Origin of the sequence: Acinetobacter sp. 1294596 (assembly GCF_000582925.1) — a bacterium.
Taxonomy (GTDB): domain Bacteria; phylum Pseudomonadota; class Gammaproteobacteria; order Pseudomonadales; family Moraxellaceae; genus Acinetobacter; species Acinetobacter radioresistens.
On record NZ_JFCC01000111.1, the window covers coordinates 1 to 819 of the forward strand.

Annotated in this window: 1 rRNA gene; it reads right to left on the reverse strand. The window is 53.2% G+C overall.

From position 1 onward, the window contains the following. Window positions 1-819 (reverse strand): 23S ribosomal RNA (locus J502_RS16115); the annotation flags it as partial.

The following is an 819-nucleotide window of genomic DNA, read 5'->3' on the forward strand; positions in this document are numbered from 1 at the left end:
ACCCTTGGGACCTGCTTCAGCCCCAGGATGAGATGAGCCGACATCGAGGTGCCAAACACCGCCGTCGATATGAACTCTTGGGCGGTATCAGCCTGTTATCCCCAGAGTACCTTTTATCCGTTGAGCGATGGCCCTTCCATACAGAACCACCGGATCACTAAGACCTACTTTCGTACCTGCTCGACTTGTGGGTCTCGCAGTTAAGCGCGCTTTTGCCTTTATACTCTACGCGTGATTTCCGACCACGCTGAGCGCACCTTCGTACTCCTCCGTTACTCTTTAGGAGGAGACCGCCCCAGTCAAACTACCCACCAGACACGGTCCTCGTCCCGGATCACGGGACAGAGTTAGAACCTCAACATTACCAGGGTGGTATTTCAAGGACGGCTCCACTGGAACTAGCGTTCCAGCTTCAAAGCCTCCCACCTATCCTACACAAGTAAGGTCAAAGTTCAGTGTCAAGCTGCAGTAAAGGTTCACGGGGTCTTTCCGTCTAGCCGCGGGTACACTGCATCTTCACAGCGATTTCGATTTCACTGAGCCTCTGCTGGAGACAGCGCCGCCATCATTATGCCATTCGTGCAGGTCGGAACTTACCCGACAAGGAATTTCGCTACCTTAGGACCGTTATAGTTACGGCCGCCGTTTACTGGGGCTTCGATCAAGAGCTTCGCTTACGCTAACCCCATCAATTAACCTTCCAGCACCGGGCAGGCATCACACCCTATACGTCCACTTTCGTGTTTGCAGAGTGCTATGTTTTTAATAAACAGTTGCAGCGGCCTGGTTTCTGCGGCTGCCGACAGCTCAAGGAGCAAG